Genomic DNA, 23,769 nt, shown 5'->3' with positions numbered 1-23,769 from the left:
TGTCGGATACGTCCGGCTTCTTGCGCCCATGCCGCATATTGAGTTTGGAAATCCGAAGCTCGTCGAGCGGGATGTGTTTGAGGTCGGGCTGTGCCATGGAGGTCTCCTTTTCTGGCGGGTAAAGCGAGAGACCCAGCGCCCACGCGGGGCCTCTCCAGTTGATCTTGGTGAAGGGAAAGCCGTCCGCGTCCCGGCTTGGTTGGGGGTCGGTCTCGCCCCAGTCATAATCGCGGATCGTGATCAGCGGCGCGCGGCCCTCGACCCAGATTTCGGCGACCTGGGCCTCGGCAACGACAAGCGTCATACGGGGCCGTGGGCCGAGCAATTCAGTGAGGGTGCGGGCCGCGCTCATGTCGCGGCCCAGCCTGTCACGGTCGCCGCAAGCCGCGAGGCTGCGGCACGCCCTGCGTCCAGCGCCTCCGGCAGCAGCTCGTTCGCAACCGTGGTGAGATAGCTGTTATCCGTGCCGGGATAGTTGCATTCGACGCCCCAGAGGCTGGCGGCATGACGGTCCAGTTCAATGCCGTCGCGCTCGACCGAAAGCACGATCCCGCAATAGAACCACTCGCTCTTGCGCCATGCTTCCATGACGGCTTCCGCCTTGGCCTGCGCCTCGGCGAAGCGCTGGCGGAAGCTGTTGCCCGGCCCGATGAAGCCGGGCGCATCCTTGTAGAGCGACGGCCAGAACCCATCCTGCCGCTGGTCCGGCGCATCGAGGCAGTTATCGGCAACAATCCGGGCCGTGACAATGAAGCCCTTTGCCTCGCAACTGATCGCATCGCCTTCGCAGGCGTAGGCATCGAAGTGCTCGGTAAAGCTCATGACGCCCTCCGAAGCTCGAATCCCATCCGGTCGCAGAGTGCGCGCAGCTCGCGCGCCTCTGCCTCGTCGAACTCGTCACCGGACTGGTGATAGATCGTGCCCTGCGCGAACCCTTGCGGGGTCTTCACGACATGCGCCCAGCGATAGGGGCCACGGCCATCTTCGCGCGGTCTTGCCTGAAATCTCGCCATGGCGCTCATCGCGTCCAGAAGACGTGAACGTCTTCGAACCCTGTCTCGAACACCATGATGTCGCCACCCAGCTCCATGTCGCGGGCGAGCGCCGACCAGTCGATATAGTATTCGAGGGCTGCGGGAATTTCGGTGCCGGTGTCGCGGTGCAGGTCCTCGGCGAAGTCTGCCCGGCTCGCATAGGTGCCTGCATAATCGTCGAAGGACGCTTCGGCCTGCTCAAGGTCGTCGCCAAAATGGCGATGGACCAGCGCGCCGAGCCTGCCATGTTCGGCAACGAAGTCGGCCAGATTGCAGACCGTCTCGAAGCTCTCATATTCCGACAGGTGCGCGCCTTCGAAGCCTTCATAGTCATGGATTGCCCATTCTTCGGCATCGGGCAGCGGCGACGCCGCCAACATAGCGCAGACCTCGGCCATCACCTCATCAGGCGTCGTCGCGTCGATCCAGCGCCCGTGCAGGCAGCCATTATTGTAGGCGGCAAGACAGGCCACATAGATACGGGGGCGGGTTTCAGGTGTGGGTGCAGCGTCTGCCGCAAGGGGGGCTGAAGGTTGCGGTGTGGTCATGGCGTCAGTCTCGTCTCCCCGCCCAAATGTCCCTCCCGCATCAGGCGGGGGTGGGCGGCGAGAAGGCCGGCAGGCCGGACCCATTAGCCGGTTGGGCAAGGCGGAAAGGTAGGACGCTGCGACCGCTTCCAGACACCTTCAGTCCCGGCGCCTTGCGCAAGCGGCGGGTCCGGGCAGACCGGTCGTTCGCCCACCTCCGTCTGAGAGGGAGATTGTCATGGACGCCAGGAAGACCGATGCGGACCAGGCTGCAATGCGCTTCAGCTTTCACCGTCAGACGATCATCGAAAACGTCATAGGTCCGCTTTCAAAGGCCACGCAGCCTGTGACCCCTCTGCATTGCAGTGGGAAGCGCAGGCTGGCGCGATCACCGGCGAGACACCCGCATGCCGCTGGGCTGCCCGGAAGGGCAGGCCAGAGGTCCGGAGACGAGCCGGGCCGCTGGCGGCGTGCCGCCCGCGAAACAGCCCCCTCGCGTCAGCGAGGGGTGATCGCCGGATCAAGGTCTGATGCCAAATTGGATCTGCTCAGGTCTGTGCAGTCAGGAGGTCCCTGTATCCGCCATCCCGGAGTTCACGTCCTCGCACGAGGGCGCGGCGCATTTCGTCTTTCATGGCCCGGCTGGGGCTCTGCCAGGCTTCGGTGGCGCGATCCTCGCCATAGATGATGGCAGCGGTTTCAAAATAAGTTAGACCGGTCTCATACGCATCGAGCGCAATGAGCGCATTGCGAAACGCAAGCGATGAGCGTGTCCAGGTGTCGTTGAAACTCGGATCGTCCTTGCCAAGAATACGCTGAGCCTTGCCGATGACTTTAAGTGTTTCGTCCATGCTCGACACATTATCGATGATCAGTTTCATGCGGACGGGTTCGACGCTGAGTAGTGACAGACCAGAACAAGCGACCTGGATGCTGTGGCCGTGCCCACGGATCATCAGGTATTCCCGGCCGACGCGATCTGTGAGGTGGGTGACTTCACACACATTGATCGTCTGATCGAAAATATCGTCGCGCTCGCTCGGATGACGCGGTACGACCTGCATGGTCAGGGCGCGAGCATAGAGGGCAGGGATCCAGAAGACGTCGGCCTCATAGCCATTCGCGTCTATGTCGGGAAAGAAAACCAAGCCGAATTTCTCAGCGTCGATCTGGTCGCATAGCGGCCGGAGCAGCCGGATGCCATGACAGGCTGGCTTTTCAGATATCTGTGAGTCGCCAGCCCGCAGGGCGGCTTGCCTGAATTCGCTATTTCGCCGAAGAAATTCCCAAGCCCAGCGACTTCTGGAGAGTCGGCAAGTATAGGCGTAGTCATCCAGATCAATACGGACCGAGGGTGTGTCGGCGGGACTCATCAGGTGCCTCCTTCACAAGCGGGTGCTGCAAAAGAGGTGCCAAAATTCTACTTCAGGCTAAAAGAAGCGCGTTTTCGACGGGTCCGAGAAGCGTTGCATAACCGCCGTCCCGCAGGTCACGGCCGCGGGCAAGGGCACGTCTCATCTCGTCTTTCATCGCTCGGCTTGGGCTGTCCCAGGCTTCGCGGGCCCGTTCTTCGCCATATATAAACCGCGCCGTCTCAAAATATGAGAGTTGGGCATCATGACAATCGAGTGCGACCAGTGCATTGCGAAGGGCCAAGGAATGGCGAGTCCATTCCGGGATATCCGCCTCTGCTTGCGGGTCATAGACACGCTGGGCGCGCTGGAGCGTTTTCAGCTTGGCCTGGAATTCGTCGAGACTGTCGATGATGAAGCTGAGCTTGACAGGTTCGCGGGCCAGAAGTGACATGCCCGTGCAGAATACCTGAATGACGCAGCCATTTCCCTTGAGAAGAAATTGTTCGCGGCCGGCGAGGTCGGTGAAGTGCGTTATCCTGCAGATGCCAACAGTGCGATCATAGAATTCACAGGATTCATTAGGACCACTCGGAGAAACTTGCATGTGAACCCGCCTCGGATAGAGACCTCCCGACCAGAACGCGTCGGCTTCAAGGCCGCTATCCTCTGGATCCGGGAAGAAGGCGAGCCCCCATCGCTCAGCAAGCGCCTGAGGGGCTCTAGGGCGCACGAGGGTGATCTGATGGCAGGCGGGAGCGAAACTAAGCTCACTCGCGGAAGGAAGCGACGAGTCCTCAAGAAACCGGCGGTTTCGGCGCAGGAACTCCCAGGCCCATCTGCTGTCTGACAACAACCATGTGTAGTCATAAGCACTTATATGATCTGCCAGCCGGGACATTTGTCCTCGTTTCCCAAGAGATATTCAACTCAACAGGGAAAGCAAATTCAATGCCGGAATAGAAAGTTGATCGAGTAAATATTTGTTACGGTAACGCTTGGGAACCCATCATGCGAGGCCCAGTGACGCTGCGCGCGCACCATTTTGAGAATTTTACGCACTTGTTTCATTCCGGGTTTGGGGCATCATCCTGACTGATGCTTATCAGCATGCGCATCGCGCAGAATATCGATTCCACCATATACCGCAATCGCCGCGACTCCCAATCCGACAAGCAGATCTGGCCAGTTGGACCCAGTCCACAGTACGATTACGCCCGCGAGAATGATCCCCCCATTCGAGATGAAGTCATTGAAACTAAATGTTGTAGCGGCTCGCAGGTTTACATCCTTCTTTTCTATTTTTTTCAAAAGCCAGAGACAGATCAGATTTACAACACCTGCAATCGCGGCCATTGCCAGCATGATGAGACCGAGGGGTTCAGATCCTTCAAAGTATCGACGGATTGCGTCGCCGGCGACGCCGACGGCAAATACAAGAAGCATTCCACCTGACAGTCGAGCGGCGTTGCGTTTCCAGATCTGCGAACGTGTAAGTGCAAGCAGGCTCAAGCCATACACAATCGCGTCCGAGGAATTATCCAGCCCGTTCGCCAGGAGGGCATTGGAGTCGCCGAACCAGCCTGTGACAAAAAAGCCAATGGCTATGAGTATGTTTAGCCATAGTACGATTTGAAGAGTTCGGCGCTCGTCTGACGTCTCGATTTTCAAGTCTTCGCTACCCATCCTATGATTTTACCATGCGTTGTCNGTGAGGGGAGATGCACCGTAAGAATTTTATCGAAGCGTCTCCGTTAGAAAGCTTNGTATTGCGAGCGTATTGAGGATAGCTGGAGTAGCGGTAGGGCCCTGNGGTGGCAAGTGTGCCCTTGGCTCCTGGTGTCTCGTCGAAACCGAACCGGAAATCTGCGCGCCAAACCACCATATTCGCGATGATGAGAGGGGCAAACCCGAGGCCGAATATCGCCCAGCAGGGTACGGGAGCGGTTNCCCTACCTGAAGCCCCAATCGACAGCGCCGCTCCGAAATTCGTGATCGTACCCTTCCAGATGATTGGTGCCACGAAACGCGAATAACGCTGCGGGAGCCAAATTCTCTGCGCGGGGAAGGCTGCAGACCAAATAGGAATCACAGCAACTGCGCCACCTGTGGCAATGCCGAGTATCTGGATTGTCGTATCACCACTCATGTTGCCTCCTGCGCTTGTGTTTTCAGCCGTCAGGGTTATTTCCTGCAGTCTACAGTAACTAGAGGGGCAAGGGGCGCTATCATGGCCTTGATGACGATCGGAAAACTGTCAGGGGCGACGNCCGTAAAAGTCACGACAATCCGCTATTATGAATCCATTGGCCTGCTCGACGAGCCGCAACGCAGCGCAAGCGGACAGCGGTTGTACGCAGGGGCCTCTGTAGAGCGTCTCCGTTTTATACGTCATGCAAGGGATCTGGGGTTTCCCGTCTCAGCGGTAAGGGAACTGATTTCGCTGCAGGTAGAGCCAGGCAGGGAGTGCGTCCTGGTTGACCAGATTGCACGTCGCCAGCTTGACGAGGTTCGCCGCAGGCTGACCCAATTGNAGGCGCTCGAGGCCGAGCTCAAGCGCATGATCCGCGCCTGCGAAGGCGGCAAGATCGGGACCTGCTCTGTACTCGCTGCCCTTGGCCAGCACGAGAATTGCTTGCACGAACAGCATGATGGCGCCGAGGTGCTTGCAGGGCTTCCGTCAAAAGGCGCTTGACCCTCCAGTGACTGGAGGTGCTAAAAAGAGAGTGAGCCTGTTTACCCGATCATAAAAGAAAGTAGCTAGCCCAGCAATCATGTTTCCGTTCCAAGTCATAACGTGTTTACGAAGGTTGCTCGTCATGGTGATGGCGATAGCTTTTGTTATTGCGCCGATGACGGCTGCGGCGGATATCATGCATCCGGGCGATCAGGCCGCAGAGGAATGTTCTACGAGTGAGCTGGCCCAAGATGCCCCTGATAAGGAGCCATCGCATGAAGGTCATGACCATACCGCGCATCAGTGCGGAAGCTGTCATTTCCATCTGATAGGCGGCGGCGATCTAAGCGGCGCTCCGAAGTCTGTCGTGCAGACAAAACATTTGTTGCCTGGCGGTTCTTTTCTCGAGAACCTCCGCCCAGACGGTCTTTACCGTCCTCCTCGCGCCTAGACCAACGACACAGGAATATTTTGCGTGGCTACGGCCTCGCTGTCGTTGAATCTGGACGAGGAAACCAGCAAAAATGAAAATTCTTATATGCAGCGCGATCACCGCGCTCGCCCTGCCGGTCATGGCCGGTACGGCCTATGCGCAAGGGTGTAGTTCTGTCTATGTCGGCGCGACTGACTATGATCAATCCCGACCACTGACGCTCGACGCGGCTATTGCTCGCGCCGCCAATGCTTCGCCTGAAGTTCTGACGGCGGCTCTCGAGGCGAAAGCTTCATCGGCCGACGCCGATCAGGCGAGCCGTTGGCTTAATCCATCTCTGTCTGTCGAAACCGAGAACTTTGCCGGCAGCGGATCGCTTGAAGGCTTCAATGCCTACGAGACGACCCTGGTAGTGGCGCAGACCTTACAGCTTGGCGATAAACGAAGACTTTCCGAGCGGGCCGCCAGAGCTGAAGCCGCATTGGCGAGTGCCGAATGTTCTGTACGAAGCCTNGAAGCTCAGAAACTCGCAGGGGAACTCTATCTGGAACTTCGTGCCGCTTACGACATGGCCGAGGTCGCTCAGGCCTCAGCCGATCTCGCATCCGAGTTCTCCGGCGTCGTCCAGCGCCGCGTGGACGCTGGAGCGTCGGCTCCGCCTGAGTTGCTGCGCGCGCGGGCTGAAGCAGCAGCGCTTCAGGCGGTTGCGGATGGTGCGCGGGGCCAGGTCGAAGCCAAAGGGCTAGCGCTTGCGTCCGTTTGGGGTAGTCCAGAGATCGACTTTGTCTTGTCTGGCACTGCGGAAATCGTAACAGATCCGGCGGGTGGGTCGGCTCAACCAGATTCTGGCGTTCATCCGTCACTTGCGGCGGCTAAGGCCGGAGCGACGGCTCGTAGCGCGGCGACGGACCGGGCCCGCGCCGGCGCATGGCCTGATATAACCGTATCGGCTGGTGTCCGAAGATTTGAGGACACGGGCGATAGCGCGTTTCTGGCGGGTGTCAGTGTTCCTTTGCCGGTCTTTGACCGCAATCAGGACGCAACGCGGGCGGCGGGATTACGTACCCAGAGTGCCGAGCTATCAGCACAGACTGTTGAGGCAAGGTTGCGGGCCGAGCAAGCGAGCCTCGCCGCGCAGGTGCGGGCTGCGAAGTCTCGCTTGCAGCGTCTCGAGGGCGAAGCGCTGCCGCTCGCAGAAGAAGCCTATACAGCTGCGGCAGAGGGCTACCGGGTTGGCAAGTTCGACCTGACCGCCACGCTCGACGCGCGGCGCAGTCTGATTGAAACCCGCGCCGCCGTAATCNATGCCCGGCTGGCGCTCCAGACATACACGCTGCGGTTGCGTGCGCTGATTGGCGCCGCGCCGTTCGAAGGAGAGATCCAATGAAACTGAATTTATTCTATGCGGCGCTGCTTTCGCCAGCGCTTTTGTATCTTNGTGCTTGCGGCAGTGACGCCTCCGATTCGTCTGGTGCAAACCGGACGCCCCCACAAGCCGAAGATGGCCATGACGACCACGAAGACGGTAGTGATGAGGAGCATGAAAGCCATGATGAGGCCGATGGCGACGATCATGAGGGACATGAAGAAGGAGGCGGTCATACCGAACACGAAGGTGAAGGCGGCGATCATGTCGAGCTGACCGCCGAGGAGGCGGAAGCTGCCGGTATCCGGACCGGGCGAGCCCANACCGGAGCGGTTTCGGGCCAGCTGGAACTGCCGGCCGAGATCCGTTTCGATGCGGACCGTGTCGCAAGGGTCTCGCCACAGGTCGAGGGCACCGTTGCCCAACTTTATGCAGGCGAAGGCGATATCGTGAAAGCCGGCGCCACGCTTGCCCGGCTGACCAGTCGTGAACTCGCCGGCNTAAAGGCCGATTATCTGAATGCCCTGAGCGCCGAGCGCCTCGCGCAAGCCGAGCTTGAGCGTGAGGAAAACCTCTGGGAGCAGAAAATCACCGCCGAGGCCGATCTGCAGTCGGCGCGTGCGGCATTCGCCGCAGCCAATGCCGGCCGGGAAGCTGCTGAAAACAGGCTTCATGCGATCGGCATTGGTCATGGCACACTGGACAAGCTTAATGAGGCTGCGGATGGGTCGCTTGCACAAGCCTATGTGACGGCTCCCCTTGCCGGAGAGGTGATTCAGCGGAGCGTTTCTCTTGGAGAAACCGTATCGGCTGGCGGCGCGCCCATCTTTGTCATCATCGATGATAGCGTCGTCTGGGCCGACATCGCCGTCTACAAGGAAGATCTCGGCAAGGTCAGCGAAGGCCAGACTGTGACATTCCAGCAGGAAGATGGCCGCGTCCTGGCCGAAGGGACAATTTCAAATGTCCTGCCTGTCATCAGTGAGGCATCCCGCACCGCGACCGCGCGGGTCATTGTCGACAATGCCGAACACAGGCTGAAGCCCGGTCAGTTCGTAACGGCGCGGATCGACACGGGAGAGGGGCGCCCCGTCGTGCGCGTTCCCTCCGATGCGATTGTCAGTGTTGAAGACAGGATGTCGGTCTTCGTCCCGACGGATGACGGGTTCGAACCGCGCGAGGTCCGGACAGGAGAGAGTGCAGGCAGCTATACCGAGATCATTTCCGGGCTCGAGGCCGACGAAGCATTCGTTGCCGAGGGCGCCTTCACCCTGAAAGCGCAGCTTGAAAAAGACGCTTTCGGCGACGGCCACGCACACTAGGAGACCCGCAAAATGATCAATTTGATGCACCGCCTTGCGGGTGGCCGGCTGCTTGCCGCCATTGCCGCACTCGCCCTNTCGATCGGGGGNCTGTTTGCCTTTCGCAGCCTGCCTGTCGACGCTTTTCCCGATCCCTCACCTTCTCTGGTCCAAGTCTTCACCGAAACTGAAGGCCTGTCGCCCGAAGAGGTCGAACGCTATGTCACCTATCCGATCGAGACGGCCATGTCCGGCCTCCCCAAGGTCGACGAGATCCGCTCGACATCCAATTTTGGCCTGTCTGTCATCAATATCTATTTCGAGGACGGCACGGACGTCTANTTTGCCCGCCAGGTCGTCGGTGAGCGCCTCGGCGAGGCCGCCGACGCCATTCCCGACGGTTTCGGCACACCCAAGATGGGGCCGATTTCGACCGGCCTTGGTATCATCATGTACTATCGGCTCGTCGATGAGACCGGCGAGCGGTCGCTGGTTGAGCTGCGCGAGATTGCCGACTGGATGATCAAGTATCCGCTCCAGTCGGTTGAAGGGGTGACGGAGGTTCTGTCACTAGGGGGTTTCGAGAAGCAGTACCAGGTCCGCCTCGATCCCGATCAGCTGACATCCTATGACCTCAGCGTCGGCGAGGTGATTGCCGCCCTGGAGAGCGCCAATCGGACGGCCGGCGCGCAATTCATCGAAATTGGCGCCGAACAGTACACGGTGCGCGGGGTCGGGCTCGCTCGATCTCTCGATGATCTGCGTGAAACGCCGGTCAAGACCGTGGATGGACGAACCGTCCGCGTCAACGACCTCGGTGAAGTCGCCATCGGCGGCGGCGTCCGGCAGGGGCTCGCAACTGCCAATGGCGAAGGGGAGACCGTCGCCGGTCTCGTCCTGAAACTTTATGGCACAAACACGTCTGAGGTGATCGAGAACGCGCAAGCGCGCTTCGACGAGATCAACCAGTCGCTTCCGGATGGCGTCAAAGCCGTTCCGTATTATGATCAGGGCACGCTGGTGAAAAAGGCGGCTGCGACCGTGACGACCGCGCTCTGGCAGGGCGCGCTCCTGGTCGCCGTCATCGTCTTCCTGTTCCTCGGCGGCTGGCGTCCAAGCCTCGTGGTTGTCATGGCCATACCCTTCTCGGTCGGCTTTGCCTTCATCGCGATGAAATTCCTCGGCATCGGGGCCAATCTGATGACGCTGGGCGGGGTGGCGATCGCCATCGGGATGATGGTCGACGGCGCCATCGTCATCGCCGAGAACGTGGATCGCGGCTTGCGCGAACGACGCGAGGGTGAAGATAGCCGCACGACGGTCGCGCGAGCGAGCGCCGAAGTGATCGCGCCGCTGATTGCTGCCGTCCTCGTGGTGATCATTGTCTTCCTGCCGCTCTTTTCGCTACAGGGCACTGAAGGCAAGACGTTTCGGCCGCTCGCCGCTTCTGCCGCGCTCGCCATGACAGGGTCGCTGATCTATGCCGCGCTCATCGCTCCGGCGATGGCGCTCGGCCTCATGCGTCCGCCCAAGAGCAATAGCCAGGAGAGCGACAGCCGGCTTGTTTCGCTGATCAAGCCGCTTGCGGCCTTCTTCGTCCGGCGACGTCTCGCGGCGGTCGGGCTAGCAGGCGTCCTGCTTCTGGTTGGGGGCCTCTCAGCGACACGCCTTGGCTCGGAGTTCACGCCTGCGCTGGAGGAAGGCGATGTCCTGTTGCGTGTGACGATGGCGCCGTCCATCTCGCTAACCGAAGCAAAGGAAACGTCGACCCGCATCGAGACAAGACTGCTTGAAGCCTTCCCCGAGATCAGTTCCATTGTCAGCCGGATCGGCCGTGGGGAAGTCGGCGCGCATGCCGACCCGGTGAACAGNATCGAGGCCTTCGTGGCGCTCAAACCCCGAAGCGAATGGCGCAATGGCATCAGCCCGGATGAACTCCGGGCGTCGATCTCCGAGAATCTCGGCGGCTTTCCAGGCGTCAGGGTTAATGTCGGCCAGCCAATCGCCATGTCGGTTGATGAGCTCCTGACCGGCACAAAGGCGCAGCTGGCGGTCAAGATCTTCGGTCCGGATACGGAGGTCCTGCTCGAAGGCTCGCAGGACTTGCAGTCCATTCTTCAGGAAATTCCTGGGGCGACCGACGTCCAGGCCGATCAGATCACCGGCGCGCCGCAGCTTGTGGTCTCGCTCAACCGTCCTGCGCTCGGCCGGTATGGACTGAGCGTGGAGGAGGCGCTCGATGCCTTGCGTTCCGGCGTCGGCGGGGCAGAGGCTGGTGCCGTTTTTGAGGGAGTGCGCCAGTTTCCCGTCATCGTGCGCTATGCCGAAGAGGACCGCAACACGCCCGCGGCCATCGGACGGATTATTCTGGAATCGTCCAGCGGCGCACGGGTTCCACTCGAAAGCGTGGCAAACATCAGGGAGATTGTCGGTCCACGTCAGATCACGCGCGAGAATGGTGAGCGATTCATCACCGTTCAGCTCAATGTGAGAGGACGCGATATTGGCAGCTATGTCGCTGATGCGCAGCAATCGGTCGCCAGCCAGCTCGACCTGCCGGCTGGTTATCGCGTCGAATGGGGCGGACAGTTCGAACTCCAGCAGGAAGCGAATGCGCGGTTCGCGGTCGTGATCCCGATCACGCTCGGTATCGTATTCCTGATCCTGCTATTGACGTTCGGGCGCATGAAATCGGCCATCCTGATCCTGCTCAACATTCCGCTGGCGCTGACCGGCGGGGCGATGGCGCTCTGGATTGCAGGCCTGCCGATCTCGGTGCCTGCGACGGTCGGCTTTATTGCCCTGTTCGGTATCGCGCTCGGCAATGGCATGGTGCTGGTCAGTTTCATGGATGATTTTGCCAGGGAGGGCCGTGGTCGCGATGAACTTGCCGTCGAGGCGGCAGGCTTGCGGGCACGTCCTGTGCTGATGACCGCCCTTACGACGGCGCTCGGCCTTGCGCCGCTGCTCTTCGCAAGTGGTGTCGGTGCTGAAGTGCAGCGGCCACTGGCCACGGTGGTCATGGGCGGGCTGGTCTCCTCGACCGTGCTAACTTTGCTGGTGCTACCCGCCCTTCACCGCTGGTTCGCACCAAAGCCCGACGCGCACCATTCCTTGTTGGAGGCCGAGCATGTTCATCCATCGTGAACTTCGCTTCGCGGTCATGTCCGTTTCTCTCGCAGCCCTGGCCGGCTGCGAGAGTCTCGACAACGTGATGGGGGCCCTTTCAAGTGAGCAGGCGGCCAAGGTGCAGGAGGAATGCGGCCTGATACCACCAAAGAGCCGCGTAAAAAACGCGGTACACGCGCGGCGACGCGCGTATCTCGAGTGCAAGCGCAAGGTGCTGGAAGAGGAGGCCGATCCTGAGCCACGCACATGATCATGACGATCTTGATCCCGCGAGCGATGATCGTCGGGTCTCCATTGCCATCTGGTCAATAAGACTGTCATACGGATCACTGATCCGCCCGCCGTTGGTGGCTGGACGATCGTTATTCTTGGCGGTGTTGCGCTGGTCATTGCAGAGCTTACAGCCCTCCTGATCTATTCGGTGCAGAATGGGAGCGTGAATATCCGGGCGCTCCTCCTTCACAATCTGTCCGACGCACTCGCATCTGTAGCCGTGGTTGCGGGCGACGCGCTCATCCTCATCTATGACTGAATACTGTTCGATCCGTTCGTGACGATCGGTATCGCGGTAACATTCTCTGCCTGTCGTTCCGCGAAATCGGCGGGCCGATCCACATGTTGTGGCTAGGCAGTCCGCCGGACATTGACATCGGTACCGTCATTGAGGCGATGCGGAGCGGTGATGGTGTCGTGGATGTCCATCATTTGCATCTCCGGCAGATGCAGGAGCCCCTTTTGTCAGCTATCTTCGAACAGTTTGTCGGTGAGTGCGCAATCGGGTGTTTCAGCGCCGGTGCAACCAGCCATGATCTCGCCGAGCCGTCGATCCATCTGCTTCAGATCGGCGATGCGTTTACGGATATCGCCCCGATGTGCTTCTGCCAGCGCCCTGACCTCCGCGCAGCTCGGCCTGCCATCATTGATGCCAAGTAGCGAGCGTACATCTTCCACGGAGAAGCCGAGGCTGCGGGCTCGCAATATGAAACGCAGTCGTACCTGATCTTCATTCGAATACAGCCGGTGGCCACTTGCCGTGCGGGCTGGTTCGGGCAGCAATTCGATCTTTTCATAATAGCGGATCGTTTCAAGATTGCAGCCGAGCCGCCCGGCCAGTTCAGCCCGTTTGAGTGCTGCTCGCGGCGATGTGATGGCCATGATGAAATACCCGCTTGTGTCTGTACCAACTACAGAGCGTAACGTGATCATGATCAATAAAGCAATGGGAACAGCTGGTCATGGCAGGTACGGAAAACAGCCCAGCAAATGAGCGTCGCTCAAGGTGGCTTGTTGCCGGTGGCATGCTGGGGGCATTCCTTGCATCATCCTGCTGCATCGTGCCGCTTGTGCTGATCAGTCTCGGTGTTTCCGGAGCGTGGATTGGCCAGTTGACGGCGCTGGAACCCTACAAGCCCCTTTTTCTTCTGGTCGCGATCGGATTTCTCGCGGCTGGGTTCTGGGATGTCTATTTTCGAAAAACCAGTGTCTGCGAGGATGGTAGCTATTGCGCCCGTTTGCAGTCGTCAGTCGTCAAGCAGGTCGCCCTGTGGAGCGGCGCGCTTGTCGTGCTGGCGGCCTTGACCATCGATGTATGGGCACCGTTATTTTACTAGCCAGGGAGACAAGTATGAAACGCACATGGATGATCGCCGGACTGGCAGGTCTGGCACTCGCGGGGGGGCTCGCAGTCGCCGGCGCGCAGAATGCTCCGGATGCCTCGGTGGAGGTCGAACAGGCGACAGCCCGTTTTACGATCGGAAACATGACCTGCGCGACATGTCCGATTGCTGTCAGGAAAGCGATGATGCGTGTCGAGGGCGTTAAATCTGTCGATATCGATTATGCGGCCAGGACCGCAGAAGTGGTTTACGATACGGCGGCGACAACGCCTGAGCTGATCGCTGCGGCTTCAACCGATGTAGGATACCCGGCAAGCGTTACGGACGGTTGAACACGCAGCATCTGGAATATCCTGATGAGGCACCTGCCAGTCGATGTTCGCATACATCGTCAGATTTTCACACAAGGCTTTCACTTTGATGTCAAAATGGACTGACCGAAAACTGCTGATAACGGGTCTGGCCGGTACCGTCATTGCGACACCTTCTTGTTTTGCATCAATGAGCATGTGCCTCAGCCCCGGCCGGGTACCAAAAATGGACAGGCTGAACCTTGAAGCTGCCTGCGCCGAGTGCACTCGGCGGGGCATCCAGGTGAACACATCGATGCGTACGAGCGATCCCGCGGTCTTCGCCGCAGGCGAATGCGGCGACAGCGGCCTCAACCTGATCCCGGCCACGCCTCCGACATCGGGTCGATGGTGTGATTTTGAATACTTGATCGAGGCCGCGTCGCCATGCCTGGTCACAAGCCAAGGAAGAAATAATGAATCAAACCGTAAAGACAGGCGATTGCTGCTCCGTCAATAAAAACGGCGACGACAGCTATGACCTCATCGTCATAGGTGCTGGCTCGGCCGGGTTTTCGGCTTCGATTAGCGCGGCCGAGGCCGGCAGGCGCGTGGCCATGGTTGGGCATGGCACCATCGGCGGCACCTGCGTCAATGTCGGCTGCGTGCCGTCCAAGGCGATGATACGGGCCGGTGAAGCGGTGCATGCTGGTACAGCGGCGGCACGGTTTCCGGGCATTGAGCCCTGTGCGCAGAGCGTGGACTGGTCGGCGGTCGTCAAGGGCACGGCCGATCTGGTCGACGAGATGCGCCAGAAAAAATACATCGACCTGCTGCCTTCCTATGAGAATGTCACCTATATCGAGGAAGGTGCCGCACGCCTGATCGAAGGTGGGATTGAGGTCGGCGGGCGGATCATCGCTGCACCGAAGGTTCTGATCGCCACCGGCTCGCGCCCTTTCTTGCCGGAAATTGACGGGATCGAGACCGTGGAGGCGCTGGATTCCTGGGACCTTCTCAGCCTGCCCGATCAGCCCGAAAGCATCCTGGTCCTGGGCGGCGGCTATATTGGCTGTGAACTGGCGCAGATGGCGTCGCGGCTGGGCGTCAAGGTTACACTGGTCACGCGTTCGCGCCTTCTGCCCGGCGTGGAACCGGAAGTGGCCAAGGCGTTGACCGACGCGTTGAAGGCTGAGGGNGTCGCGGTCGAGACCGGCCTGTCCTACCGATCGGTGAGACGGAGTGACGGCGGCGTCACGCTGACAATCGAACGGNGTGGAAAGCCTGTGACCCTCTCCGCGCAGCGGCTTGTGGCCACCACAGGCCGGGTGGCCAATTCCGAAGACCTCGGCTTGCGCGAGTTCGGCATCGAGACCGATGCGCGTGGATCGATCAAGGTCGGAGCCGACATGGCCACAACGCGGCCTGGCGTCTGGGCAGCGGGTGATGTCACCGATCGCGACCAGTTCGTCTACATGGCCGCTTATGGGGCCAAGGTGGCGGCCAACAATGCGCTCGGGCTTCAGGATTTGCGCTATGACAATGCGGCCATGCCCTGGGTCGTGTTCACCGATCCGCAGGTCGCCGGCGTCGGCCTTTCCGAGGTGCAGGCGAAGGCAGCCGGTCATGACGTCAAGGCCAGCGTGCTGACGCTGGACCACGTGGCACGCGCCGCCGCCGCCCGCGATACCCGCGGCGTCATCAAGCTGGTCGCGGATGCGAAGACCGACCGCCTCCTGGGCGGACAGATCGCGGCGCCCGAAGGGTCTGATGCGATTCAGACGCTGGCTATGGCGTTGAAGTTCGGCATGACGAGCAAGGCGCTTGGCGAGACAATTTTTCCATACCTGACAACTGTTGAAGGGTTAAAATTGGCGGCACAGACGTTCGACAAGGACGTGGCGAAGCTTTCATGCTGCGCAGGCTGAAACCAATTTTAACCGCAACGGGGCCTCGCCAGTCCAGCCAGATCAGGAAACGTCCCAGCCATGGATATTCGCGCGACGTTGTTGATCTATGCTGGCGCGGCAGCCGCCGAAATCGCCGGTTGTTTTGCATTCTGGGCCTGGCTGCGGCTTGGAAAGTCCGCTTTCTGGCTGGTTCCGGGGATGATATCCCTTGTTGTATTCGCTTGGCTGCTGACACTGGTGGAAGCGTCTGCAGCCGGGCGCGCCTATGCCGCCTATGGTGGGGTTTACATAACTTCCTCGCTCATCTGGCTATGGACCATTGAGGGGGTTCGTCCCGACCGCTGGGATCTGATAGGGGTTGTAACCTGTCTGATCGGGGCTGCGGTTATTCTTTTTGGTCCGCGCATGCCAGTTTGACACTATGGCGAAACGGGTCTTTATCGTCTTCCCTTTAGCTCGATCGGGGACAGTGCCGGAGTATGCCGCCTTACTGATCTGGAGGGTTGTCCGGATAGACCGTTTCTTGGTCCGGGCAGTCGCGGCCATTCGCGGGAATGCTGCAAATTTCCATGATGCGATGAGAACCGTCCCGGCCCCGTTTGACCTGGAAGATCACGTCATCGCCTTCAGAGAGGTCAGTCAGCTCAAGATCGCCCATTAAAGCGAAACTCATGGTCATCGCGCCCATGGCGATGCCTTCGAAGGGGCCATGGTCGATGGTGACCCGGCCGTCGTCGCGATCAAGGGATGTGATCCTGCCCGTGGCCCGTCCAGTATCGCCGGGCATAGCTTCATCTGCCTGTTCGAACGGTTCAGGCCTGGTCTGGTCCGCAGGGCCGGATGCTGGCGGCGTTCGGCTTTCGGGGTCACTGCAGGCTGTCAGGGAAACGGAACCTAACAAGAAGGCGGTAATCAGAATTCTTTGAGTCATTGGGATTTCCTGGTGAACTAATCGGGAGACGCAGGCATTCCGGCCGCGGAACGCGGCCGGAACCTGATTTACGAATTTTTTGCTTGAAACAGAGGACCGGCTAGTGATCGGTGTCGTCATGATCCTTGCCTGACATGCCGGACATGGATCCGTGTCCGCCCATGTTGCAGTCCATCATGCCGTCGCCTTTCATCATCGACATCATGGATTGCTTGAAAGCATCCGGATCGCCGCCGATCGGCATCATCATGGCGATATCATAATTGTCGCTGTCGTCCTGCTTGAGCATGAAATGGACGTTGTCGCCATTCTCGAATTTGTCGAGCGCAACCATTCCGCCGACCTCGAAGTCCATTGTCATTTCACCCCAGCCGATCTTCTTGATCGGATCGTGTGAAATATTGACGGTTCGGGCATCCAGATCGACGCCGTTAATGACGCCAAAGCCGGGCGCCATGTCGCCGCAGCAGCTCATGCCGGACATGTCCATGTCTTTCATGCTGTCCATTTTCATGCCGGCCTCCTGGGCGAGCGCCGGACCAATCAGGGCCAGTCCGAGGATTGCGCCTGTGACTGCTGTCTTTCTGACGAGGGTTTTCATCGTTTTCTTCCTTTTTGATTGTCAGGCGCGGCTTTCAACAGAGGCCCCCGATGCGCGCCGGGACGGGGGAATAGGGTGGATGGACACGGGACTATTATTTCGACCTCAGATATTTGATGAGGGCAGCGATCCCGAGCAGGAGGAGGAGCACAGCAAGCAGCATGAACACCGTGCCGAACAGGCCGCCACCCATCATGCCGCCGTCGATCATCATTCTGCCTGATGAGCGATCCTGCGCGGCCGCCGGCAGCATGGCGCTACTCAGAAGCAGTGGAAACAAAAGCGGAATTTTCAACAGGTGTCTCGTCATGGTTTTTCTCCTTCGGGGGTGAATGAGCCGGCCCGGTTATCCGGTTCGGCCCGGGGTAAATCTGATGGAATCTGCAGCCCGACCCGGATGTAGTAGATGGCCGGGATCACGATCAGGGAGAGGATGAGGGTTGAGGCCATGCCGCCAAGCATGGGCAGGGCAATCCGGCGCATGACGTCCGATCCGAGGCCGTCGGTCAGGAAGATCGGGGCAAGACCTGCAAAAATGGTCGTGACCGTCATCAACTTCGGCCTGACGCGCATGGCCGCGCCCTTGCTGACAGCTGCGAAAAGCTGGCTCCTGTCAGACGGGTTCGCCTTGCGGACTTCCGCGTCGATATAGAGCAGCATCACGACGGCTGTCTCGACCGCGATGCCGCCCAGGGCGATGAAACCGACCGCGACGGCTACTGACAGATTGTAGCCTGCCAACCAGACGGCCCACATTCCGCCGACCAGGCCGAATGGCAGGCTGGCCATGATGATCAGGGTCCGGTCGAGCCGACCGAAATGTAGCATCAGCAGCAGGAAGATCAGTGCAATCGCAGCTGGAATGGCGATCTTCAGCCGCGCATTCGCTTCCTGCATCTGTTCATACTGTCCGGAGAACTCCACCGCATATCCCGCAGGCAGGTCGACGGCGTTGGCAATCACCTGTCCGGCGTCTGCAACATAGCTGCCCATGTCCCGGTCCGCGATATCGACGAAAACCCAGCCAGTCAGCCTGGCATTTTCCGATCGGATCATTGGCGGGCCTTCCGCATAGGAAATGTCCGCCAGTTCGCTGAGAGGGATATGGGCGCCGGACGGGGCGGGCACGAGTATCTCTTCCAGGTCTGTGGCACTCTCACGAAATGGCCGATCATAGCGCAGGATGATGTCATAGCGTTCCCGGCCCTCGACAGACTGGGAGAGTGTCATGCCGCCCAGGGCGGTTTGGATCACGGACTGGAAGGCTGCCATGTCGATATTCCGCCGGGCGAGTTCGCCCCTATCCGGCGTGATCTCGAGATATTTTCCGCCCATGACCCTGTCGGCGAAGGCCGAGCGCGTTCCGGGTACGTCCGAAATGGCCGCTTCTATGTCCCGGGCAATGGTCTCAATCTCTGTCAGATCATCGCCCGTAACCTTGATGCCAATGGGCGTGCGCACACCTGTTGAAACCATGTCCATGCGAATCTTGATCGGATAGCCCCATGAATTCACGAGGCCGGGCATTTGCAGCTTGGCATCGAGCTCATCGGTGATGTCCTCGACCGTCACACCTGGCCGCCAATCCTCCTTCGGTTTCAGCTTGATCCAGGTCTCGATCATGGTGAGTGGCGCTGGATCGGTTGCGGTATCGGCGCGCCCGGCCTTGCCGAAGACACGATCGACTTCTGGCACGGTCTTGATGACGCGGTTTGTCTGGCCAAGAATCTCCCGCATCTTGGTGGATGACACGCCGGGCAGGGTGGTCGGCATGTAGAGGAGCTCGCCTTCATAAAGGGCCGGCATGAATTCCGAGCCGATCCTCTGGACCGGCACGATGACGGTGGCCGTCAGCGCGAGCGCTAGGGCGACCGTGATCCATTTGAACCTCAGGGCTAGATGGAGCAGCGGTTTGTAGGCCCAGACGAAGAAGGCGTTCAGGGGATTGGCTTCCTCGCGCCGGAACCGACCCCGCATCAGGTACAGCATCAGAACCGGGACAAGTGTCACCGACAGAATGGCCGCGAAGGCCATCGCATAGGTCTTGGTATAGGCAAGAGGACTGAAGAGCCTGAAGCTCTGACCGGTCAGGGCAAAGACGGGCAGGAAGGAGACCGTGATGATGAGGAGTGAAAAGAATATGCCGGGGCCGACTTCCTGAGCCGACTCGACCAGCGCTTGGCGGCGCACGCTCGGATCGGGTTTCGGTCCCAGATCCGCCAGTTTCCGGCTGGCATTCTCGACAAGCACAATCGAGGCGTCGACCATGGCGCCGATCGCGATGGCGATCCCGCCAAGTGACATGATGTTCGCTGTGACACCTTGCCAGGACATGATCAGGAACGCGCCGAGCACTCCGAGCGGCAAGGTGATGATGGCAACCAGAGACGACCTTACATGGAGGAGGAAGATCAGGATGACGAGCGCAACCGCGATGCCTTCCTCGATCAGCTTGTCTTTCAGATAATCGACCGAACCCTCGATGAGTGGCGCGCGGTCATACACAGTGACAATCTCGACACCTTCCGGCAGGCCGCGCTGGAGACTATCAAGTTTCTCCTTCACACGTTCGATCACCGACAGCGCATTCTCGCCATCGCGCATCACCACGATGCCGGACACCGTTTCGCCTTCGCCATTGAGTTCGACAATGCCGCGCCGGAGGGCCGGGCCTTCGACAATCCGGGCGACATGGCTCAGCTGGACGGGGGTGCCATCCTCTGCCTTGACCACGACCTGTTCGAGATCAAGCTTCTCATCGACATAGCCTGATGAGCGGATGACATATTCCGTTTCGCCCTGTTCGAGCACGCGGCCACCGACTTCGCTTGAGGCTGCGCGGACCGCGTCACGGATACGGGTGATCGACAGGTCGTAACTTCTCAGGCGATTGGGATCGAGGAGAACCTGGTATTCCCTGACAAAACCGCCGACCGAGGCGACTTCAGAGACCCCCTCCACACCGGCCAGTTCGAGTTTCAGGAACCAGTCCTGGAGTGAACGCAGCTCGGCGAGATCGGTCTTGCCGGTTTTGTCGACCAAGGCATACTGATAGACCCAGCCAACGCCGGTTGCATCCGGTCCGATCTGGGGTACGGCGCCTTCCGGGAGTTCGGATCCCAGCCGGGACAAGGCTTCGAGAACGCGCGAGCGGGCCCAGTAGAGGTCAACATCATCGTCAAATATGACATACACAAAACTGGTGCCGAACATTGAGGAGCCGCGCACGTCCTTGGTCTTCGGCAGACCGAGAAGGTTCGTCGATAGTGGATAGGTGACGAGGTCCTCGACAATCTGCGGGCTCTGGCCNGGAAAATCGGTNCGAATNATGACCTGGGTATCTGTCAGGTCCGGCACTGCATCGAGCGGCGTGCGCTGGATCGCCATCCACCCGGTCACAGCCAGTGCAGCGGCGAGCATGAGGACGATGAGCTGGTTGGAAACCGACCAGGAGATCAGCTTTGCCACCCATGATTTGGAGGGGTCTTGCCCCGCGAGGTTTCTGTCGTTTCGTTCAGTCATGACTGTCCCCCGAATGCCCAGGGGCCTGGTCAGCGCCAGTCTCGCNGTCATTGGTCGTCATCGACATGCCGGCCATCGGGTTGGGCCAGTCAATCCGTTCGGCTCCATCTGCGCTGTACGGATTGGCTGGTTTCGCTTCTTCCTGCAGCCAGTACCGGCCCGTTGCGGTGTCCCGGTAGAGCACCAGACCAGCCTCGCTGTAATGCTGAGGTGCGCCTTCCAGCAGCCAGGGTTTCAAGGCCTCGACCAGGTCTGAGAGTTGCGTGGCAAGGTCTTCGCGGTCCGTGGCGTTTTGCGCGGCGGCGAGAGCGGTTTGCGTAGCATCCATGACCGGTGCCAGTTTCGTGTTCGCGTAACGGTCCCGCAGCACTGGCACCAGGGCGAGCGCCGGGTCCACGAATAGCGGATCGATGTCATACCCGTCTGTCAGGGCCTCGTGGAAGTAGAGCGCCATGTCAGTGAAGTGATCGATTTCGGCGAGGGCTTTACTGTCCACCGGAATATCGGAGAGCGGTGTTTCCGGACTGGCCGCGCTCGCATCCGGAGCTTCCAGCTTGGCAAGACCTTCTTTCAGGTTGGCTTCGCTATCGAGCAGGAACTGCCCGCTGGCGACGACCATGTCGCCACTTTCCAGACCCGACAGGATTTCGGTCCGGCCATTGGCCGAAATCCCGGTTTGCACGGCGCGTCCGGAGAAGCGGCCATTGCCTTCGGCGATGACGACACGGGCGCCCTCGCTACCAAGCAGAATGGCTTCACTTGGAACCGAAAGACGCGGTCGGCCGCCGATATTCAGCCTTATGTCCGCATAGGCGCCCGGGCGAAGATAGCCCGACACATTGTCCACTTCGATCCGGACGTCGGCTGTACGGGTTTTCGGGTCGATTGTCGGATAGATATAGTCGACCTGGCCTTTACCGGGGGCATCGGGCGCGCTCGGAAAATCGAGTTCGGCCTGCATGCCTGTTTCCACCAGAGGCAAATCGCTCTCCGGCACCGAGGCAATGACCCAGACATCGGCATAGGATTGCAGGCGTAATATAGGCGTGCCGGGTTTGACATAGTCGCCATTGCGGACCTGGAGCTCGGCAACCGTGCCGCCGGCTTCTGCGTAAACTGGAACACGTTCAATGACCTGGCGGGTTTCGGTCAGCCGGTCGATGGCCGCATTCTGCATGCCAAGGGAGCGCAGGCGTTGGCGAACCGACGCGATGCGCGCTTCGTTGCCGATCTTGAACGAGTTCAGATAATCTTTCTGCGCGGCGATCAGGTCCGGACTGTAGATCCGGTAGAGGAGACTGCCGGGGCGGACGGTGTCGCCCTCGGCATTGACCGCCAGATTCTCAATCCAGCCTTCTAGCCGCGAGACGGTAACATTTTCGAGCCGTTCATTGGTCTCGACCGTGCCGAAGGCTCTCAGTACACGGCTGAAATCCCCGGTCTCGGCAGGTGCTGTCCGGATCCCCATGGTCTGGATCATTTCCGGCGAGACGGCCACGCCCGATCCGGTGTCATCGGCATAAACCGGGATGTAATCCATGCCCATGGAATCCTTTTTCGGAACAGGCGAGGTGTCCGGCTTACCCATGGGATGCTTGTAGTACAGGATTTCCCCTGTTGAGCTCGTCGGTTCCTGGGTCTTGTCGGCAGGCACCAGGTCCATGCCACAGATCGGGCAGGTGCCGTCCGGATCGGTCGAAATATAGTGNGGGTGCATGGGGCAGGTGTATCGTTGCGTCTCGCTCGAGGCGTTCGGNTTTTCACCCTGGCCGCCCGGTGATCCGCCCGGTGCGCCGCATGCGGCGAGCAAGAGGGCGGCAGATGCGGTGCCCATTATCAGGAATGTCTTTTTCATTGTGTCACCAGGAGGGCATTCAGGCNTGCGATCGCAGCGGCCTTGCGGGCCGTTTCAGCTTCGATTTCCGCCCGGAGTTTGAGAATGGCGATCTCGCCGTCGATGATCGGCGCATAACCGCCAACACCGGATTCATAAGCAATCAGCTGGGCCTCGACTTCGTCTTCGACGGCAGCAATCTTGACCTGCAGCACGTCGATACTGGCATCGGCCGCGCGTATAATGGCGTCCCGGGACGCATACTGGGCCGCCGCATTCCGCGCGGCAGCCTGGTAGCGTTGCTCGGCGCCGGCCCGCTCAGCNTTTGCGGCGCGCAAGTTCGGTGCCTGCTTCCTTTCGGCCCAGAGCGGAACCGTAAAAGTCACCATACCGGAGACCCAGTCATCCCCCGCGAACATCGCGCCTTCATCGCGCTGTTGATANGTGAGCTGGGCCCCCCATTCTGGCTTCCAGGCCGCGCGGGCCTCGTCGATACCGTAATCGGTAACGCGGACGGCCGCGTCGGCAANNCGNACGGTNTGGAACTCAAGCGCTGCGCCGGACCAGTCTCTTTCAGTCAGGGGAGGGAGGCCGGTCGAAGGGACCAGTCCGACGAGTTCGATCAGGCGCGCATCGGTCTCGGCTTCCTGCCGGTCAAGATCAACAAGCGTCCGGGAAACTTCTGCCCGTTCGCTTTCAATTTCGGCAAGGCGATAGACGGCCGGGCGGCCCGCNTCGATCTCGGCCTCGACAATGTCGACAAGCTCGTCNTATTTGGCGTTTCGCGCTTCGGCGAGGGATCTCTGCCTGGTCAGTCTAGTCTTGTCAGCGAGAAGAGCGATGAGTTCGGCGCGCAAGGCCGCATAACGGGCATCGCGAACCGCCTCGGTCTGTGCTGACATCGCCCGGGCTTCACCGGCGCGGGCTTCACGGCCCGCGAAGCTCGGAAATTGTTGCCGGATACCAACGGCTTTATTGGTCGGCAAGTAACTGTCGAATGAGGGATCGAAAATCGGAANGTTGTTGATCCCGAGGGATACGACNGGGTCCGGGAGTGCGGTTGAGGCGACNGCACGCTCCCGGTCGGCNTCGGCATCGTAACCGAGAGCGGAGAGGCTTGGATGGGCCTCGAGACGGGCTTCAAGCTCGGCAAAGCTCTGAGCGNTGGCAACCGCCGCNAGGGGCACAGCGGCAAACGCTGCGACCAGCAGCATTCTNGAAATGTGGGGCATGATAAAACNGGCTC

Annotated in this window: 23 protein-coding genes and 2 pseudogenes; 11 read left to right on the top strand and 14 right to left on the bottom strand. The window is 60.0% G+C overall.

Going from position 1 to position 23,769, the window contains the following annotated elements:
• The 7 genes and pseudogenes from CBB91_RS06055 to CBB91_RS06025 all read right to left on the bottom strand — a co-directional run.
• A pseudogene (locus tag CBB91_RS06055) lies at positions 1-352 on the bottom strand (partitioning protein); the annotation flags it as partial.
• Positions 349-822, bottom strand: coding sequence for a hypothetical protein (locus CBB91_RS06050; protein WP_273012817.1), 474 nt, complete (start codon positions 820-822; stop codon positions 349-351). The pseudogene CBB91_RS06055 and the gene CBB91_RS06050, both read right to left, overlap by 4 nt.
• Positions 819-1,013, bottom strand: a complete 195-nt coding sequence (locus CBB91_RS06045) for a hypothetical protein (RefSeq protein WP_273012815.1) — start codon at positions 1,011-1,013, stop codon at positions 819-821. Before CBB91_RS06045 ends, CBB91_RS06050 begins: the two co-directional genes overlap by 4 nt.
• A gap of 5 nt (positions 1,014-1,018) precedes the next feature.
• Positions 1,019-1,582: an antirestriction protein ArdA gene (locus CBB91_RS06040; protein WP_273012813.1), complete on the bottom strand. Its 564-nt coding sequence runs from the start codon at positions 1,580-1,582 to the stop codon at positions 1,019-1,021.
• A gap of 527 nt (positions 1,583-2,109) precedes the next feature.
• A complete protein-coding gene (locus CBB91_RS06035; RefSeq protein WP_273012811.1) occupies positions 2,110-2,934 on the bottom strand; it encodes a DUF2285 domain-containing protein in 825 nt (274 codons plus the stop codon).
• 52 nt (positions 2,935-2,986) lie between these two features.
• Positions 2,987-3,814, bottom strand: coding sequence for a DUF2285 domain-containing protein (locus CBB91_RS06030; RefSeq protein WP_273012809.1), 828 nt, complete (start codon positions 3,812-3,814; stop codon positions 2,987-2,989).
• Positions 3,815-3,999: 185 nt separating this feature from the next.
• Entirely contained in the window at positions 4,000-4,599 is a 600-nt protein-coding gene (locus CBB91_RS06025; RefSeq protein WP_013301506.1) for a cation transporter, read from the bottom strand.
• A gap of 544 nt (positions 4,600-5,143) precedes the next feature.
• Between CBB91_RS06025 and CBB91_RS06020 the strand changes: the two genes are divergently transcribed.
• From CBB91_RS06020 to CBB91_RS05995, 6 genes and pseudogenes are all read left to right on the top strand, one after another.
• The gene (locus CBB91_RS06020) at positions 5,144-5,608 is read left to right on the top strand and encodes a helix-turn-helix domain-containing protein (RefSeq protein WP_273012807.1); all 465 of its coding nucleotides are present in this window, start codon (positions 5,144-5,146) and stop codon (positions 5,606-5,608) included.
• Positions 5,609-6,114: 506 nt separating this feature from the next.
• A complete protein-coding gene (locus CBB91_RS06015; RefSeq protein ID WP_273012805.1) occupies positions 6,115-7,410 on the top strand; it encodes a TolC family protein in 1,296 nt (431 codons plus the stop codon).
• Positions 7,407-8,711 carry an efflux RND transporter periplasmic adaptor subunit gene (locus CBB91_RS06010; RefSeq protein ID WP_273012803.1) on the top strand — a complete coding sequence of 435 codons (1,305 nt, stop codon included), beginning with the start codon at positions 7,407-7,409 and terminating at the stop codon, positions 8,709-8,711. The genes CBB91_RS06015 and CBB91_RS06010 overlap by 4 nt, the downstream gene beginning before the upstream one ends.
• A 12-nt stretch (positions 8,712-8,723) precedes the next feature.
• Positions 8,724-11,837 (top strand): CusA/CzcA family heavy metal efflux RND transporter, encoded by a 3,114-nt coding sequence (locus CBB91_RS06005; protein WP_273012801.1) that lies wholly within the window; start codon positions 8,724-8,726, stop codon positions 11,835-11,837.
• Complete coding sequence (locus CBB91_RS06000; protein ID WP_034813609.1) at positions 11,821-12,069, top strand: hypothetical protein; 249 nt, start codon at positions 11,821-11,823, stop codon at positions 12,067-12,069. The genes CBB91_RS06005 and CBB91_RS06000 overlap by 17 nt, the downstream gene beginning before the upstream one ends.
• Before the next feature lie 72 nt (positions 12,070-12,141).
• Positions 12,142-12,548, top strand: a pseudogene (locus tag CBB91_RS05995) (cation transporter); the annotation flags it as partial.
• 9 nt (positions 12,549-12,557) lie between these two features.
• Here the strand turns inward: CBB91_RS05995 and CBB91_RS05990 are convergent.
• On the bottom strand, positions 12,558-12,974 hold the full coding sequence (locus CBB91_RS05990) for a helix-turn-helix domain-containing protein (protein WP_034798637.1): 417 nt from the start codon (positions 12,972-12,974) through the stop codon (positions 12,558-12,560).
• 80 nt (positions 12,975-13,054) lie between these two features.
• Between CBB91_RS05990 and CBB91_RS05985 the strand changes: the two genes are divergently transcribed.
• The 5 genes from CBB91_RS05985 to CBB91_RS05965 all read left to right on the top strand — a co-directional run bounded on the left by CBB91_RS05985 (position 13,055) and on the right by CBB91_RS05965 (position 16,052).
• Positions 13,055-13,429, top strand: coding sequence for a mercuric transporter MerT family protein (locus tag CBB91_RS05985; protein ID WP_034813607.1), 375 nt, complete (start codon positions 13,055-13,057; stop codon positions 13,427-13,429).
• A 14-nt stretch (positions 13,430-13,443) separates the two neighbouring features.
• Complete coding sequence (locus CBB91_RS05980; protein ID WP_034798642.1) at positions 13,444-13,767, top strand: heavy metal-associated domain-containing protein; 324 nt, start codon at positions 13,444-13,446, stop codon at positions 13,765-13,767.
• Between the two features lie 43 nt (positions 13,768-13,810).
• Positions 13,811-14,245, top strand: a complete 435-nt coding sequence (locus CBB91_RS05975) for an FAD-dependent oxidoreductase (RefSeq protein WP_084333201.1) — start codon at positions 13,811-13,813, stop codon at positions 14,243-14,245.
• Entirely contained in the window at positions 14,202-15,653 is a 1,452-nt protein-coding gene (gene merA / locus CBB91_RS05970) for a mercury(II) reductase (protein ID WP_273012798.1), read from the top strand. Before CBB91_RS05975 ends, merA begins: the two co-directional genes overlap by 44 nt.
• A 60-nt stretch (positions 15,654-15,713) precedes the next feature.
• The gene (locus tag CBB91_RS05965; protein WP_084419943.1) at positions 15,714-16,052 is read left to right on the top strand and encodes a YnfA family protein; all 339 of its coding nucleotides are present in this window, start codon (positions 15,714-15,716) and stop codon (positions 16,050-16,052) included.
• Between the two features lie 70 nt (positions 16,053-16,122).
• Here CBB91_RS05965 and CBB91_RS05960 read toward each other — a convergent pair whose 3' ends face one another.
• The 6 genes from CBB91_RS05960 to CBB91_RS05935 all read right to left on the bottom strand — a co-directional run bounded on the left by CBB91_RS05960 (position 16,123) and on the right by CBB91_RS05935 (position 23,755).
• Positions 16,123-16,566, bottom strand: a complete 444-nt coding sequence (locus tag CBB91_RS05960) for a copper-binding protein (protein WP_345906740.1) — start codon at positions 16,564-16,566, stop codon at positions 16,123-16,125.
• Positions 16,567-16,666: 100 nt separating this feature from the next.
• Positions 16,667-17,167 (bottom strand): copper-binding protein, encoded by a 501-nt coding sequence (locus CBB91_RS05955; protein ID WP_084419942.1) that lies wholly within the window; start codon positions 17,165-17,167, stop codon positions 16,667-16,669.
• A 94-nt stretch (positions 17,168-17,261) separates the two neighbouring features.
• A complete protein-coding gene (locus tag CBB91_RS05950; protein ID WP_013301490.1) occupies positions 17,262-17,477 on the bottom strand; it encodes a hypothetical protein in 216 nt (71 codons plus the stop codon).
• Positions 17,474-20,689: a CusA/CzcA family heavy metal efflux RND transporter gene (locus CBB91_RS05945; protein ID WP_273012792.1), complete on the bottom strand. Its 3,216-nt coding sequence runs from the start codon at positions 20,687-20,689 to the stop codon at positions 17,474-17,476. The genes CBB91_RS05950 and CBB91_RS05945 overlap by 4 nt, the downstream gene beginning before the upstream one ends.
• Positions 20,682-22,544: an efflux RND transporter periplasmic adaptor subunit gene (locus CBB91_RS05940; RefSeq protein ID WP_273012790.1), complete on the bottom strand. Its 1,863-nt coding sequence runs from the start codon at positions 22,542-22,544 to the stop codon at positions 20,682-20,684. Before CBB91_RS05940 ends, CBB91_RS05945 begins: the two co-directional genes overlap by 8 nt.
• On the bottom strand, positions 22,541-23,755 hold the full coding sequence (locus CBB91_RS05935; RefSeq protein WP_273012788.1) for a TolC family protein: 1,215 nt from the start codon (positions 23,753-23,755) through the stop codon (positions 22,541-22,543). Before CBB91_RS05935 ends, CBB91_RS05940 begins: the two co-directional genes overlap by 4 nt.
• Positions 23,756-23,769: the final 14 nt, after the last annotated feature.

The sequence above is a fragment of the Hyphomonas sp. TMED31 genome (assembly GCF_002172815.1).
Lineage (GTDB): Bacteria > Pseudomonadota > Alphaproteobacteria > Caulobacterales > Hyphomonadaceae > Hyphomonas > Hyphomonas atlantica.
This window is presented reverse-complemented; position numbering and strand designations above follow the sequence as displayed.